The 15095-nt window shown below is 43.1% G+C and carries 13 protein-coding genes (1 of these 13 cut by a window edge); 3 read left to right on the forward strand and 10 right to left on the reverse strand.

Annotated elements, in window-relative coordinates:
* The 9 genes from bshB1 to ACQY73_RS10835 all read right to left on the reverse strand — a co-directional run.
* A protein-coding gene (gene bshB1 / locus ACQY73_RS10795; protein ID WP_428665377.1) for a bacillithiol biosynthesis deacetylase BshB1 crosses the window boundary here: on the reverse strand, positions 1 to 206 show its beginning. It extends 514 nt beyond the left edge of the window; only the first 206 of its 720 coding nucleotides appear in the window; it begins with the start codon at positions 204 to 206; the stop codon falls past the left edge of the window.
* Positions 207 to 212: 6 nt separating this feature from the next.
* Positions 213 to 1295 carry a peptidoglycan DD-metalloendopeptidase family protein gene (locus tag ACQY73_RS10800; RefSeq protein WP_428665379.1) on the reverse strand — a complete coding sequence of 361 codons (1083 nt, stop codon included), beginning with the start codon at positions 1293 to 1295 and terminating at the stop codon, positions 213 to 215.
* Between the two features lie 72 nt (positions 1296 to 1367).
* Positions 1368 to 2309 carry a thioredoxin-disulfide reductase gene (trxB, locus tag ACQY73_RS10805; protein ID WP_428665381.1) on the reverse strand — a complete coding sequence of 314 codons (942 nt, stop codon included), beginning with the start codon at positions 2307 to 2309 and terminating at the stop codon, positions 1368 to 1370.
* Between the two features lie 169 nt (positions 2310 to 2478).
* Entirely contained in the window at positions 2479 to 4452 is a 1974-nt protein-coding gene (locus ACQY73_RS10810) for an OmpA family protein (protein ID WP_428665384.1), read from the reverse strand.
* Positions 4453 to 4463: 11 nt separating this feature from the next.
* Complete coding sequence (locus ACQY73_RS10815) at positions 4464 to 6470, reverse strand: OmpA family protein (protein ID WP_428665386.1); 2007 nt, start codon at positions 6468 to 6470, stop codon at positions 4464 to 4466.
* Positions 6425 to 7060 carry a 7-carboxy-7-deazaguanine synthase QueE gene (locus tag ACQY73_RS10820; protein WP_428665389.1) on the reverse strand — a complete coding sequence of 212 codons (636 nt, stop codon included), beginning with the start codon at positions 7058 to 7060 and terminating at the stop codon, positions 6425 to 6427. Before ACQY73_RS10820 ends, ACQY73_RS10815 begins: the two co-directional genes overlap by 46 nt.
* Before the next feature lie 51 nt (positions 7061 to 7111).
* Positions 7112 to 8119, reverse strand: coding sequence for a transaldolase family protein (locus tag ACQY73_RS10825; RefSeq protein ID WP_428665392.1), 1008 nt, complete (start codon positions 8117 to 8119; stop codon positions 7112 to 7114).
* Positions 8120 to 8223: 104 nt separating this feature from the next.
* Positions 8224 to 10125, reverse strand: coding sequence for an alginate lyase family protein (locus ACQY73_RS10830; RefSeq protein ID WP_428665394.1), 1902 nt, complete (start codon positions 10123 to 10125; stop codon positions 8224 to 8226).
* 92 nt (positions 10126 to 10217) lie between these two features.
* Entirely contained in the window at positions 10218 to 10676 is a 459-nt protein-coding gene (locus ACQY73_RS10835; protein WP_428665396.1) for a DUF5606 domain-containing protein, read from the reverse strand.
* Positions 10677 to 10872: 196 nt separating this feature from the next.
* Here ACQY73_RS10835 and ACQY73_RS10840 point away from each other — a divergent pair, with 196 nt between their 5' ends.
* The 3 genes from ACQY73_RS10840 (at position 10873) to ACQY73_RS10850 (ending at position 14213) form a co-directional block, all read left to right on the forward strand.
* Positions 10873 to 11967: a plastocyanin/azurin family copper-binding protein gene (locus ACQY73_RS10840; protein WP_428665398.1), complete on the forward strand. Its 1095-nt coding sequence runs from the start codon at positions 10873 to 10875 to the stop codon at positions 11965 to 11967.
* Positions 11968 to 12031: 64 nt separating this feature from the next.
* Positions 12032 to 13534 carry a DUF7133 domain-containing protein gene (locus tag ACQY73_RS10845; protein ID WP_428665400.1) on the forward strand — a complete coding sequence of 501 codons (1503 nt, stop codon included), beginning with the start codon at positions 12032 to 12034 and terminating at the stop codon, positions 13532 to 13534.
* A gap of 67 nt (positions 13535 to 13601) precedes the next feature.
* Entirely contained in the window at positions 13602 to 14213 is a 612-nt protein-coding gene (locus tag ACQY73_RS10850) for a Uma2 family endonuclease (protein WP_428665403.1), read from the forward strand.
* Positions 14214 to 14221: 8 nt separating this feature from the next.
* On the opposite strand, the gene ACQY73_RS10855 is transcribed toward ACQY73_RS10850, so the two are convergent.
* Positions 14222 to 15061, reverse strand: a complete 840-nt coding sequence (locus ACQY73_RS10855; protein ID WP_428665406.1) for a glycoside hydrolase family 16 protein — start codon at positions 15059 to 15061, stop codon at positions 14222 to 14224.
* Positions 15062 to 15095 lie beyond the last annotated feature (34 nt).

Consider the following 15095-nt stretch of genomic DNA (forward strand, 5'->3'; position numbering starts at 1 on the left):
TCTCTGACTCGAACACCCAATATTTTTGCGGCAGCTTCCGCTTCCGCAATACGAATTTCGGGAGTTCCCCGCGTTCCGAGCTCACCACGGGTAAGATCTACAATTCCTACACTACGCCCTTGGGCAATAGAAGCCAAAATAGTCCCGCCACATCCCAATTCTATATCATCGGGATGCGCAGCAATTGCTAGTATATCAAGTTTCATTATTATTTATTTTACGCGAAGTCTTTGACCTATCCGCAGTCGTGCGCTTAACCTGAGGCGATTTTTTTGAGCTAATTCAGAAGCTGACATTCCATACTTGGTAGCAATGGAATCAAGGGTCTCGCCGCGGCGTACTTTATGCAACACCGTACGTTTGACGGGGGCATTGCTTATATCAAACTCACTATCGTACGCTTTCCCCCCTCTCAAATGATCCCAAACTCTGGGTGATAATACAAAACGTTCGTTTCGGATCGTTTGCCCCGGAAAATCCCAAACCCATGCCGGGCTAAAAGGGTTGCCTTCATAACGGTTTTCATAATGGAGGTGATCGCCGTAGCTTCTTCCCGTATTTCCTCCCAATCCGACCATGTCACCCGCTTTTACGAGTTGTCCTATTTCAACAGTTGTTTTGGATAAGTGGCCGTATAGAGTTTCCAATCCATTGTAGTGGCGAACCAGCACAAACCGCCCATATCCACTTCCATTATAGGCTACTACGCGAACAATCCCATCATATGTACTATAAACCGGGTCGCCTGTATTTAGGTCTAAATCCATTCCTTCATGCCATCTTCCCCAGCGCGGGCCAAACTGAGAAGTTACTTTGGCTTCACTTGTGGGTAAATTCCAAAAACGGCCTTTGCCCGGATCGTATAAACGAAGCGTAAGATTATCTTCAAACTCTAATGGATTGAGGTTGTAGGGATCAATGGTCCTCGAGTCCCAAATAGTGTAATAATCTGCCACCTGCACCCAATCATCTCCTACCTGTACCGAATCAATGATTTCGGCAACGGTCGTTTCCCCTTCATCAATGGTTCCTGTGGTGTCGTCGGCTACCGTAGGATTTACTTCCTTGACCGGCTCAAATTGGTTTGAAAAACGCATTTTAGGCGTTGTTGACTCAAACTCCTCCAATTCGTCTTTTTGCGGTTTAATGACCGGAGTACTGACCTTAACGGGTTCCTCTGTCTTGCCGGGCTTAATTTTGGGATTTTTTTTAAATAGTCCTTTCTCTTGTGCCTGTAATCCCGAAAAACACCCAATGGAAAGGATAATCAACAAGTAAGCAAACCTGGCTTTCATCAGCGATTGGTTTAGCCGACTTTTGAGCGGGGGGAACGCATCCATGCCCGCTCAAAAATCGAGAGTTAAACATTAGTGTAAGCCTCTCTCCGCCAAATAACGTTCTGCATCCAATGCGGCCATGCAACCGGTGCCGGCAGCCGTTATGGCTTGACGATAAATGTTATCCTGTGCATCGCCGCAAGCGAATACACCTTCTACATTCGTCTTAGTACTTCCTTTGATGGTTTGGATATATCCTGCGCCATCCATATCAATGTATTCTTTAAAAATATCAGTGTTAGGTTGGTGTCCAATGGCTACAAAAAAGCCGGTAACATCCAACAAAGTAGATTCGCCCGTTTTAAGATTACGAATCCGAGCACCCGTCACTTCACCGTTCCCGATTATTTCTTCGGTTTCAGTATTCCAAAGTATTTCGATGTTGGGCAGTGATTTTACGCGCTCCTGCATAATAAGCGAGGCCCGAAATTCTTCCCGACGAACAATCATATATACTTTCTTACAAAGCTTTGACAAATAACTGGCTTCCTCACAAGCTGTATCTCCGCCTCCTACAATGGCAACCACCTGATTACGAAAGAAAAATCCGTCACAAACGGCACAGGCCGATACGCCGTGACCATTGAGACGCTGTTCTGATTCCAATCCTAACCACTTTGCCGATGCACCTGTTGCAATAATTACGGATTCCGCTTCAACAAGGTGATCGTGATCTATCCAAACTTTATGAATGGTTGAATCTGAAAAATCTACTTTTGTGGCAAGACCGTATCGAATATCACTTCCAAAACGACGGGCCTGCGCCTCAAAATCCATCATCATTTGAGGTCCTTGTACTCCTTCCGGATAACCGGGATAATTATCCACCTCAGTAGTAATGGTTAACTGGCCGCCGGGCTGACCTCCTGTATATAAAACCGGCTTCAGACCGGCACGTGAAGCATATATTGCTGCTGTGTACCCCGCAGGGCCTGAACCTACTATTAAACAAGAAACTTTTTCTGAAGACATTACAAATGTACGATTACGATTACCGATTTTTCACCGGTTTTGATAGAAGATTCTACCACCCGTTTCTTAAAATCGTTCAACTATTCAATGCTTTTTTTTGCAAAAGAGTTGCAAAATTAAGCAAAAAAGTACCGGATAACAAAATGGAAAATCAGCTCTTTCTTCAAACTTACCAAATACGCCATTCTATGCGCCGGTTAAGCTGTCGGTTCTCATCGGAGGTATTTGGGACAATGGGTTTGGCCTCTCCAAATCCTACAGCTCGGATTCGCTCACGAGGTACACCGGCACTGATCAAATAATCCACAACGCTTTGGGCGCGTTTTTGCGATAAGATTTGATTTTGCTTTGAATCGCCCACATCATCGGTATGGCCTGCAATTTCGATGCGAAGTGTAGGTTGCAGTTTCAATTCGTCAATAAGCTTATTGAGTTCGGTTCGGGATTTATCCTGAAGATCGGCTTTGCCTGTTTCAAAGTAAATATTGCTTAATACGCCAAATGAATTGATGTTCATCGGCTCCAGTTTAATATCAAGTTGTAGTCCTTCTGCCTTATTTTTCTGCGTATAATCGAACGATAAACTTTTGTAGAAATAGCCTGCGGCATTTACATACAGCCCCCATTCGCTGCCGTTTGGTAACGTAGTCAGGTAATTTCCGCTTTCGCTGTCGGTCGAAAAGCGTTGTACTACTTTACCTGTTTTTAACTCTATCAATTCAATATTTGCTTTTACGGGTTTTCCTGAACGAGCATCATTTACCAATCCTTTTAAATAATTAGCCGCACTGAATTTTTGTTGAAGTTCTGTCGGTAAACGAAACCGATACAATCGTGACACTCTTTGATTTCCGACCCGCTTTGTATCAAGCGAGTAGTAGCCATATTGGCTGTCGGACGTGATGACCAATGCTACCTGATTATCTGAAGTATTAATAGGATAGCCTAAATTTTCAGGTTTTTGCCAACCAATAGCCGTGCTGTCTGAGAAAAACAGATCATATCCCCCAAAGCCTTCGTGACCTTCTGACGCAAAAAAGAGCGTATGGCCGTTGGCGTGTAAATAAGGAGAAGCTTCGTCGTCAGGCGTATTGACAGGCCCGCCAATGTTTTTAGCAACGCTCCACTCACCGTTTTTTTGCAGTGAACTGTACCAAACATCACGCCCTCCGAGACCTCCTTTTCGGTCAGAGATAAAATATAAGGTACGGCCATCGGTTGACAAAGTAGGTTGTGATTCCCAAAAAGGAGTATTAACATTGATGCCAATGTTTTTGGGAGCGTCCCAGTCCTTGCCGTTTTTGCGGCTGATGTACAAATCGCAACTTCCGTAGCCATCCCGCCGATTACAGGCCGTAAAAACCAACGTACGCCCATCAGCCGAAAGTGTTCCTGTACCTTCATTTTCGGCTGTATTTATTTTCGCTGAGATCGAAGTTGGGGTTGTCCAATGTCCATCCTTAAAATGGGTAATGTAAAGATCTTCGTCGTTTTCGGGCCTTAAAGCGGTAAACAACAGCGTTTCACCGTCAGCAGTCAGCGCAGGAAAATATTGGAGAATGAATTGATTAACGGTATCAGACAATTCCTCGGGAGTAATCACCCAGGGGTTTTCTATGGCTTTTTCGCCAAAGGCGCAGGTAAGAAGTTGCCGTTGCGCTCGTTTTTGGGCTACGCTGTTCGGTCTTAAAAAAGGAATATAATGCTGCAAATCACTCTTTGCCTGTGCGTACTCGCCCGCGCGAAGGTGGTATTCAATGAGTTTTTGATACGCTGCTACAAATTGGGGAGCGTCGGGTTGAAGTGTAACTGTTTTTCGATACGATTGTAACGCCAGATCGGGTTGAGTGAACACTTCGTACAGTTGTGCTTTGCGGTAATGCGCTTCGGCAAAAGCAGAATCGTATTTCAGGGTTTCGTCCGTCCAACGATTGGCCTGCTCATAATTTTTCTCATTGAAGAATTTCGTACTCCTTTCAAATGCCTCTATGGCTTTTTTATTGACCGATGCTTTGGGGAGAAACGACTGAGGAGATTGGGCGAAACTTCCGTAAACAATACTGATAATAAAGAATAGTGTGGGCCAAATTCTCTGCCTGTACGCAGAAATTATCTCCCGGAACGATTGCTGATAACAACTCATGTTCATAAAAATTATTCTATTCGCCGCCATGTAACCCGACGATTCAGGCGGCGAGTTTCCTCTGATTTATTTTGAACAAGCGGTTTACGATAACCATATCCCGCAGCTTTTAAACGTTCGGGAGCAACCCCCGCTTCTATCAAATACTTAACTACCTGTTGCGCTCGGCTTAGTGATAGATTTTCATTTTGTTTACTGTTTCCTAAATCATCAGTGTGACCTTCAATAATGAGTTTAACAGAATGATTTTTTTGTAAAAAATAAACGAGTCTATCTAATTCCATTCCTGAAGTTGCTTCCAGTTCAGCACTTCCGCTAAGGAAAAGTACATTCTTCAGTATTTCGCTTTGACTTGAATCAAAACGTAATAATTCAACTACTATTTCTTGATTCTCTACAATTTTTAGCGAATCAACAGAAAGGCTTTTAGGATAGTAGCCATTACTTTCTACAAAAAATACCGTCTCCGGCTTATTGGGAAAAACAATCATAAACTCACCTGTAGAATCATTGGTAGCATGAACCGTCGAATTCGTCCCGGCGATGTTTTGTTTTAAGAGCGTTAAGGTAGCTCTCAAAGGTTTATGCGTTTGCGCTTCTATTACTTTTCCCTTCAAAAAGAAAGCTTTGGGGCATAACGCGGTAAGTGTATCCGGCAATTTTAATTGGCAAATCAGTGAATTTGAATCCATTCCGTCTCCTTGATCAGACACTTTGAATTTGTATGAATAAAAAGCCTGTTGGCAGTCAGGTGCAATAAAAAAGCCCTGCTGATCGGCAAAGTCGTTAATAGGATAGCCTAAATTGATCGGAATTGTCCAATCTTCTTTTTCTGATTCTAACTTAGAAATATAAAGATCGAAGCCTCCCATTCCTTCTCTGCCATCAGAAGCAAAAAAAAGGGTTTCATTATTAGAATGAATGAAAGGTGAAATTTCGTCAAAAACCGTGTTAATTGTTTCTCCCAAATTACTTGGGTTCGTCCACTCTCCGGAAGTATCCAATTGAGAAACCCAAATATCTTTTCCACCCACCCCCTTGGGTCGATCTGAAGAAAAATACAACGTACGCCCATCTGTCGAAAGACTTGGCTGGGATTCCCAGTTTTGAGTATTGATGATAGAGCCTAAGTTTCGTGGTGATTGCCAAGTCTGCCCTATTTTTCTGGATATATACAAATCGCAGCTTCCATATCCATCTTTTTGATGACAACCCGTAAAGACTAAGGTAGTCCCATCAGCAGAGATGCTGCAAGTTCCTTCATTTTTATCTGTATTGACTTTTGGAGAAATACTACCGGGAACAGTCCAGCCATTGGCGTCTTTTTGTGCAATAAACAAATCTTCATTTCCTCTAAAAACAGTAAAGGCCAAGGTTTTTAGATCGGCCGTCAAAACGGGATAACTTTGAAAAAGAAATGAATTTAGAGGTGCGGGCAAAGGAGAGTGAGAAAGAGTAGCAGCGCCTTGGTTTAAAGCCAATATTCTTTGTGCATAAAGGCACTGACTCAAATAGCGTTCAATGTTTTTTCGCTGAGCAAAATGCGCGCCGGGGAATTTTAAGTATGCTCGAAAAAAATACGTTGCTTTTGAATAATTACCACTCGCAAGATAGTATTTCCCAAGAATCTCATATATATTTTTAAAGGCTATTGCTGTAGAATCAAATGTTACTGCTTTCTCATAATAAAAGATTGCTTTATCCTTTTGAGTTAAGTCTCTGTCTAACAATTGCCCAATCCGCATGTAAGCCGGCGCAAATGCACTATCCAACTTTAAAATCTCATAAAATCGTTTTAATGCCTGCTCTGAATCAAATTGTAATGTTCGATTGGCAGCTTCAAATTCATATTGCGCCTGCTTGTTGGTACGCTTCTGAGCAGAAGAAGAAACGGAAAAAAGAAGAAATGAAAAGAAATAAAGTAGCGATAAGTTCTTGGCACTTAAATAAAAAACAGGCAATATATCTTTTACTATGGAATATCCATGTATTTGTGAGTCTGTAACGAAACGCGCCATTGCGGATGCTGTTTTACATAATCAACGATGAGCGGCGTCATTTCTTGTACACGGCTCCATTCCGGTTGAAGAAGCAGCACACAATCGTCATTGACCAATGCAGCATGTTGTTCGGCAAATTCAAAATCTGATTTGTTATAGACAATGACTTTTAATTCATTGGCCTGTGCATACACACTTGAATGAGGCGCTTTGAATTTTTTGGGTGAAAAACAGACCCAATCCCACCGGCCTGACATCGGGTGAGCGCCCGACGTTTCGATATTGGTGTGAAAGCCTGCCGTTTTTAAAGCACCGGTAAGTTGGTCCAAATTATGCATTAAGGGTTCTCCACCCGTTACCACCGCCATGCGGCCCGGATAACGCAATGCTTCCTCTACAATAGCTTCAATACTAACTTTCGGGTGCGCTTCGGCATCCCACGATTCCTTGACATCGCACCACACACAGCCCACATCACAGCCTCCAAGACGGATAAAATAAGCCGCCTTGCCGCTGTGGAAGCCTTCTCCCTGAAGGGTATAGAAGGCTTCCATTACAGGTAGAGACGCAAAATTTTGCGTCTCTACGAATTTATTCGTTTGTTCCATTGTACGCAAGGGGTTGCGTCTTTGCATTCGTGAACTCAAATCTGCGCAGCTTTATTTCAAATCCTGAATATCCAACATACCAACGGCTTTACCGCCATCGGTTACCAAAATGGTATCTACGCTTGTCTTTTTGAACAATGCGGCTGCCGCATCCAAAAGTGCATCTGCTTCGATGGAAACGGGCATTTTGTATTCAAAATCACCGATTTTCTTGCTCAACACATCACGGCCTTCTGATGAAAGATAACGACGGAGATCACCATCGGTAAATACGCCTTTCACACTACCGTCGGTATTGACAACGGTTACGCAACCAAATCCATATTCGGTCATTTTAACAATAGCATCGGCCACGGTTGTATCCGTGGGAACGGTAGGATTCACACCATTGATGGCTTCCCCAACTTTAACCGTAATGAGGCGCGTATGCTCTACAAATTGCTGCGTACCCAAAGCAGTAAAGCTATTTTCGGTCAATACTTTCATGATCTTCCAAGGCACCGTGATTGTATGGCAACCAAGGTCGAGTGCATTACGTACGTGCTCTGCATTACGCACCGACGAAAACATCACTTTTGAATCTGAACCGTAAAAATTAACCATTTCTACGCATTCACCGATCAATTTGATGGCGTCGTAGCCTTGGTCCTGCATCCGTCCGGCCAATACACAAATATAACTTGCCCCCGCAACCATTGCCATGTAGGCTTGCTGTACTGTATATACAAGGTGTACATTGACCATCATGCCGCGATCACGCAACAATTTGCAGGCACGAACCCCTTCAAGCGATACCGGAATTTTAAAAACTGTTTTGGCAGGATCAAGACCTAGGGCCAATTGACGTTCTGCATCTTTCAAAATATCTTCGGCAGTATCGCCAAGGGCTTCAATTTGAAGAACAGGAACAATTTTAGAAAGTTTTACGATCATGGCATCCAAGTCGGTGACTCCTTCGCGGTGCATGAATGTAGGCGTAGTAGTAAGACCCGCCAAAAAACCGAGTTGGAAGGCAGTTTCGATTTCTTTCAGGTCGGCTGAATCAAGGTATAATTCCATTTTTGGGAAGAATTGTTAATCGTTGTTTGTTAACTGTTGCCGGTGATCCGCAACGTAAAGATTACGGTCATTCATAAACAGGTAACTATTTTAGGATGGTTTTTCTAAACAGGCAGCAAAGGTACGGCAAATATTTCGGTTTTGATATAACGCATTGAAGTTGAAAAGACAAGTCGTTTGGCTGGCTCTTTCTGCCCGTATAATTCTGAATACCACCCTTCGGTTTCTTCGGCAGTTAACTCACTCTTGTTTTGGTCGACGGCTTTCATTGAAAAGTTCTCAAAAAAATCATCGGAGGGATGCCAGATCTGATGCATCGGTAAATCTTCGGGCGCATTTTCAAGCCAATCTTCCACGATCCAACGGTTTTCACTTTCGTATTTAGTAACCCGACGGCGATGAATGATATTGGAGCCAACATGAGCGAAAGCTTTGATTGAACCTTCAAAAATCTGCGATTTTCGATGATTAGCCGTTGATGATTCCGTCTGCCATTGACCCTTGGCCTCTTTCACCCAATGATACCAAACAAAGCGCGGGCGTTTTTGCATTTGGTCATAGTTACCAAGCATAACTGTATTGTGAGAAGCCGTACCTGCAAAATACTTCGTCCATTTCTCATCTGTATTATACAAATAAGAACCGGCATCGCGCAGTATATTTTTACCATTTACCCAAATATCCAAATGCAAGTCATCGGCCTGAAACGGACGGTCTTTGTAAGCGCCGCAACGAATAAATGTCAGCGTATCAGCATCGCGAAGGGTGTAATAACCGCCTTGGTTGAACCCCACCCAACCCTCCCCTGTAGGGCGGGCTATAGGTTCCCCCGCCCTATAGGGAGTGGGGTTTAGTCCGTACCAAAAACTATCTTCCCAATTGCCCTTTTCTATTTTCAGCACTGCGGCCAAAGCATTTAATTGAGGTCGATAATCACGGAAATGGGCATCGCTGAGAGGAAAAAATAATGCTCCGTCGTTGTTGCCGTAGTTGGGTAACCATCCCGTTTTTTCGTCCTGACCGGTCCGCAAAAATTCCAACGACTTTTGAGCACGTTCATATACCACGTTCTCAAATCGTTCGCCGTTGAGCTCTGCTAAACGAATCCCCCAAGTAAGCAATTGAATTACAACGCGATGATAGTTCATCGAAAATTGCAGGAACGTTCCATCTTCGTAAATCTGATAGGCGATCTCTTCTTCGAACCAACGTTTGCCGAGCATTTTCCAACGTTCTGACTCCGGAAAGAACGGATACAGTAAACCAACCAAATAAAGCGTGAGTGTTTCGGTAATGGCGTGATTGTTTCGAACGGCAATACGTGAAAAATCAATATTGGCCTCCACATGGCGCATCTGCCAATAGATAACGTGCATAATGCGTTGAAAACGTTCTTCCGTCAAAGCAGAAGAGTTTTTATAATAGTTTAGTGCAAACGTCCAGTTAAGTAATCGTAAAGAAATCTCTTGACTGCAGCGCCAATTGGGGCCGTAATTGATCGGATTTGCGACTACCCAACTGTCTATTTCTGCAAAAACGGTTTCCGACAAATCTTCTTTACAATGAAAATCAAATCGAATCAGGGGATATAGAAACGCAAAACGCGATTTTTCCCAAATGTATTTTATATCGCCGGCCGTTGGGGAAAAATCAGCGATTTGGGTCCAATGTTTGGTTGCGTCGTAGCGAAACCCATTGGTCGGGTTTGTCAACCAATCCGTGACCTGATAATAGTTGGCGCTAAAAAAAAGGAGATTTCCTTGTCGGTATTCAGCCAGTTGATGTTTTAAAGCTGCGTAATATGTGTCTGCCTGTTTAAAACCGTCAGACGCGTAGTGATTTAGCTCTTCGCGACTTGTAAAGAAAAACGTAGTTTGAAGTTTTTTCCACTCCTGTAAATCGGCAAATTCTTCAGTGGGGGGAGCAGTAGGAAATCTGGCTTTCAACAAACCGGTTCTACGGAGTAGTTCGTAGCGCAAACGGAACCACACATATCGAGGCCCCATGTTTACCAATAGGTTGAAAATAACCGACATGCGTTAAAAGAGGAAAAGCCGTGACCTTATATCACGGCTTCGTACAATGCATTCTTACAGAGCTATTTACTTTCTTCGGTTGTTTGCTCGCTGCTTTCTTCGGCAGGTTGTTCTTCCGATGTTTTTTCGAAGACTTCCGGCGCGTAAACAGTCAGGATATTATACCAATTGATAATTTTACGAATATCAGAAAGATATACTTTTTCAGTATCATATCCGGGCAAAACTTCCGTCATAAAATCAACCAATTGGTAATCTGACAAGGCTTTGGCATCCAATTTTTTATCTTGGTATTTTTCATGAACACTCGTAAATACATCGCCCAGCGGAGTCGCTTTTTCATCGTCCTGCATAAAGATGGAGATATCTTTCAACACCGACACACGCGCCGAAGCGCCGATCATTGATTTTTCGCGTTTATCGTCCAAACTTTCGACAATTACACCTCCACGACCGGGTTTCAAAATACGGTACAATCCACTTTTACCCGAAAAATTGGCAATTTCTTTCAACAATTCCATATTCAATGGTTATAATGATACGTTTAGATCCATTTACTGAGCGGCAAAAATAAAGGAATTTCGCGAATCCCTCACATTTTCCCAAAAGCTGCCTTTCATTAACGTTCAAAATCCGGTAGTTTTATACCGTTTTTGGTATTATTTTTTTCAAAAACGCATTTCACACGCAAAAAACCGTCTCCAAAAAACCCATTTCATGCGTCCTTTGTTATTTATTTTCAGTCTTTTCATTGCAATGAAAGGCTTTTCTCAATCTGATACCACCATCACCTTACAAGCCATTACGGGACTTCAATTTGATTTGGTAAGAATTTCCCTCAAGCCTTTACAAAAGGTCACGATCATCTTCAAAAACACCGATGATATGGCTCATAATCTGGTGTTTACAAAGCCCGACAAGCGCCTGTCAGTTGCAGAGGCTGCCATCAAAATGGGCGATAAAGGTCAGGCAGCCAACTATGTACCTGAGTCTGAAGATGTACTGGCCGCGAGTAAAATATTGATTCCCAATACGACCGAAACGTTTACGTTCACAGCTCCCATTGCCGAAGGAGTCTATCCTTATGTGTGTACGTATCCGGGCCACGGTTATGTGATGTATGGTGCACTTTACGTCACGACCAAGCCTCTGCCACCCTTGGCTACGGATCCTACTATCCCGCCCTCGCGTCAGAATAGCGAGCGCATACTTGCCATAAGCTCACCGCATCCTTTTGCGCTCGAATATCCTCTTTTATATCGTACGTTCATGCCCGATTGCAGCCCTGCGGCCATTGCGGTAGCATTGACCTCTACCCATTCTTACTGCTTTGATGCCGGCAAATGTTATCTTCGCTATGCTTGGGCGGGCGGTTTTGTGGATAATACCGATCATTGGAAAGGCAACGGAAATGCTTTTGCCAAAATTCAGGGTACCATTTATTTTAAAGATAATGTAACCTATCCGCTTCGCGTGGGAAAAGTTGATAAATTACCTAAAGTCAGCTTCAAGGGTTATAGCCTTGTCAATCGTTTACCTACCTTCAATTACACGTTAGATGACATTGAAGTAAAAGAAACGTTGAAAAGTCTGGCTAATGAAGAAGGACTTACCCGGATTTTTACGTTTACTAAACCTACTGTACAGTTGACTTATTTTGTCATTAAAACCGACGATGGCATTACCTATAAATCCTCGACAGGAAAATGGCAAAACGACACGTTGACACTCCCAAAAGGCACAACGAGAGTAACATTGACAATGCACCGCAATGCCCGCCAAACCCTACATTCTCCTGCTCACAGTCATTAGTTTTAAAGTGTACCACTGATTTTATCAAATAGTTACTATCATTATTTTCAACTGCTCAAACAGCATGTCTAAACTTCCTTCTTTGCCGTATCAGTTATTGAGCTTCGTATTCACCTATTTTTTCATTGGCTTTTCCACCAACTGTTATGCCCAGCGTGATACCATTACGAATTATTACGAAACGGAACAGATCAAACTTCCTAAAGGATTGCGGGCTGAAACGGGCGGCCTGGATTTCATGCCCGATGGGCGATTGGTAGCGTGTTTTCATTTAGGGGAGATAATGACGTACAATCCTAAAACAAAAGTATGGAAAAAGTTTGCGGAAGGGCTTCACGATCCTTTGGGCGTGGTAGCCGTCAATAACTCAGAGATTTTGGTCATGCAACGCCCCGAATTGACTCGCCTTAAAGACACTAATGCTGATGGGTTCGCCGATGTTTACGAAACCGTCACGGATGATTTCGGAATGTCGGGAAATTACCACGAATTCGCTTTCGGGCCTTTGAAAGACAAAGAGGGCAATATGTTCATTGCGCTCAATGTAGCTTCCAACGGCGCGGGTATTCGCCCCGAAATTCGCGGCCAATATGATTCGCTCAGTCGCGAGGGTCGAATGTATTCGTGCGTGCCGTATCGCGGTTGGGTGATGAAATACAACGCAAAAACAAAAAAACTGGAGCCTTTCGCGTCGGGCTTTCGTTCACCGAATGGCTTAGGATTTGACGCCAAAGGCCGTTTGTTCGTTTCTGATAATCAAGGCGATTGGCGCGGAACAAGTCCGTTATATCACGTTGAAAAAGGTAAATTTTACGGCCATGTGGCCAGTTTGATCTGGCAGGAAGGTTTTCCGCGTGTGAAGCCTCTTTCATTGCCTGTCACACAACTCGACAGCCTGAGAACCCGCGAATCCATCGCTTTTCCGCATACCGAGATCGCCCACTCTCCCACTCAACCGTTATTAGATAATACGGCCGGCAAATTCGGTCCGTTTGCGGGACAACTATTTATTGGAGAAATGGATTATCCACGATTAGTTCGACTTTTAATGGAAGACGTAAACGGTCAATTACAAGGTGCCTGCGTGGCATTTGGCGATGGCACGGGGCTTTTAAAAGGGAACAATCGGTTGGTTTTCGACAAAAACGGTGACTTATGGATTGGCCATAATGACCACGGTTGGGTGGGTGATGAAGGTCTTTCCCGAATTCATTGGAAAGGGAAAACTCCGCTCGATATTATGGCCATGAATCTTACAACAGATGGTTTTGAGCTGACATTTTCACTGCTCGTCGACCCTAAAATCGCCTCAAATCCAAACCTTTACAAATTCCAAAGGTATTATTACAAATACCATAAGACCTACGGTTCTCCAAAAACCGACGTAGCTGATGTAGCTGTTAAGGAAGTAAAAGTATCTGCCGATGGCCGTAAAGTTTCGTTCAAACTGGACGACCTGAAAGCCGGTTATGTTTATGACCTCAAAATGGGCGAACTTAAAACGCCTGACGGAAAATTGCTCATGAACCGTGCAGTATTTTATACATTGAATCAGTTGAAGAAATGATAACACCGCAATTCATATAAGATTTTTGTATAACTTCTCCCTATCGTTTCATCACAATCCAAGTAACATGGGACTTCCACAAAGCGAAAAAAAATACTATTCTGTTGAAGAGTATTTTGCGTTAGACAATGCCAGTGAAATTCGCTATGAATTTTACGAAGGGGAAATTTTTGCCATAGCAGGAACAACTAAAAACCATAACCTGATTACCGATAATATTAGAGATTATTTTAAAACCATTTTTCGACCCAAAGGCTGTGATGTATTCAGTGAGAGTGTTAAGTTAGAAGTAATTAAGTATACTTACTATCCATATCCTGATGTAATGGTAAGTTGTGATGATCAAGATAAAGAAGATGAATATATTGTCGCACATCCTTCTATTTTAGTTGAAGTACTTTCAAAAAGTACCGCAGAGTATGACAAAGATTTCAAGCTGAAAAAGTACAAAAAGATACCTTCATTACAGTATTATCTTATCGTTTCTCAATATGAGTGCAGTGTAGAGCTATATAGTCGTACCAAAGACCCTGACATTTGGCTTTATCAAACTTATGAGGATATGGCCAATACTGTTTCTTTTGAACGTTTACACTTTACAATGCCTGTTGCGGCTATTTACGAAGCCGTTTCATTTATGCCTCCTATTGAACCTTTAAGACGCTATTTAGCTGAATAGAGAATTTATCATCTCTGATACACTCGCACATAATCGATCTCGTATTTTGACGGAAATTTTGTTCCCGAAGGGTCACCGCCGTTATCGCCGCCAATGGCGAGATTGAGCATCATGTAGTGATTCTGCATAAAGGGATTTATTCCGGAGCCGTCACGGTTAACGGTTTGCGAGAGTTCAACAAAATTGAGCAATTCTCCATCTACGTACAAACGAATGGCTTTTTCGTCCCAATCCATGCGCCAAACGTGAAATTTCTTACTCCAACGACGGTCTTCGAAGGTTTCAATGGGTTTCTTGAGGTCATGCCACACGGCCTTAAAGCGTGTTTCGCTGCCCCATGCAATGTTGGCTAACAACATTCCCCGATAAAATTCCATTATATCTATTTCGCCGTTGCTTGGCCACTCGCCCTCTACGCCCAGCGTCCACCATGCCGGCCAAATACCCGCCCGTGTATCAATGCGGGCACGCATTTCAAAACGGCCATATTTCCAACTGTGCATCCCCTGCGTTTTAAGGCTTGACGACGTGTATTCAATATCTTTCCGATTCTTTTTCCAGTCCTGACTGTTAGCGTCGTAATTGGGGTTGGGGCGATTTTCGCGGCGGCCTTCAATAATGAGTTTGCCTTTTTTGCAGTAGGCATTCTCCGGCTGATACCATTGAAATTCATGGTTGCGAACAAACCCTTTCTCAAATTTCCAATTGGTCTCATTAGGAGCACCGTCGACGTTAAATTCGTCGTTCCAAACCAAACTCCAACCAAAATATTCGCGTTTTTTTTGTGCTTTAAGGGAAAGGTTTGCAATAAGTAATACGCAAAGAACCGCGCTTAATCTAACATTCATTTTTCTGTATTTTGTGGGTAATGGCTATAGTTTT

Origin of the sequence: Runella sp. (assembly GCF_965279615.1) — a bacterium.
Classification (GTDB): Bacteria; Bacteroidota; Bacteroidia; order Cytophagales; family Spirosomataceae; genus Runella.